Annotated in this window: 1 pseudogene; it reads right to left on the reverse strand. The window is 67.0% G+C overall.

Features of this window, described 5'->3' with window-relative positions:
- Positions 1-823, reverse strand: a pseudogene (locus tag AC5RWT_RS37645) (malate synthase A); the annotation flags it as partial.
- Between the last annotated feature and the right edge of the window lie 293 nt (positions 824-1,116).

Genomic DNA, 1,116 nt, shown 5'->3' on the forward strand with positions numbered 1-1,116 from the left:
CGGAGGCGTGGTCGCGCAGCTCGTACAGGATCTCCTCCATCTCGAACGCGGCCGTGATGGTCTCGATCAGCACGGTGGCGCGGATGGTGCCCTGCGGAATGCCCAGCAGGTCCTGCGCCAGGATGAACACGTCGTTCCACAGCCGGGCTTCCAGGTGTGACTCGATCTTCGGCAGGTAGAAGTACGGTCCGCGGCCCTGCGAGATGAGCCGCTGGGCGTTGTGGAAGAAGTACAGCCCGAAGTCCACGATGCCGCCGGCCACCGGTTCGCCGCCGATCAGCATGTGCTTCTCCGGCAGGTGCCAGCCCCGCGGCCGCACCACGATGGTGGGCAGATCGGTGAGCGTCTGGCCGGTCAGCTTGTATTCCTTGCCGGTGTCCGAGACGAAGTCGATCCGCCGCTCCAGCACGTCGGTCAGGTTCAGCTGCCCGTTGACCACGTTGGACCAGCTGGGGGTGGAGGAGTCCTCCATGTCCGCCAGCCACACCTTCGCGCCGGAGTTCAGCGCGTTGATGGTCATCTTCTTCTCCACCGGTCCGGTGATCTCCACCCGGCGGTCCTCCAGCCCGGGCGCCGGGGGAGCGACCTCCCACGAGGAATCCTCGCGGATGTGCCGGGTGCCGGGCAGGAACTTCGGGTCGTGGCCTCGGCCGATCGACCGGCGCCGGTTCTCCCGCTGCACCAGCAGCTCCCGCCGCCGAGCCGCAGTGGCCTGGTGCAGCCGGGCCACGAACTCCAGCGCCTGCGGCGTCAGGACTTCCTCCTGCCGGCGCACCGGCGGGGCCGTCAACGTAATCCCGTTCAAGGTAATCGGATCATTCATCGCTCATTCACTCCTCAAGAAAACTTTTGTAAGTACGACGGCGGCGTCCGGCCTGGGCGCCAAAGGTGACCTTCAGATGAGGTGCGGAGCCGGGACCCGGAAAGCGGCTAATAGCTTCCGTAAGGCCGCCCGCGGCCGTCGGAAGGTCGTGCCGCGGCGGGTCCCGGCGAAGCGCCGGAGGTGAGCCCCGTCGTCGTTAGTGGAACTGGCCCTCTTCGGTGGAGCCGACCAGTGCCAGGGTGCTGCCGTTGGGGTTGAGGGCAGTGGAGATGGTGTCGAAGTAGCCGGTGCCC

Source organism: Arthrobacter sp. Dra40, from assembly GCF_059091905.1.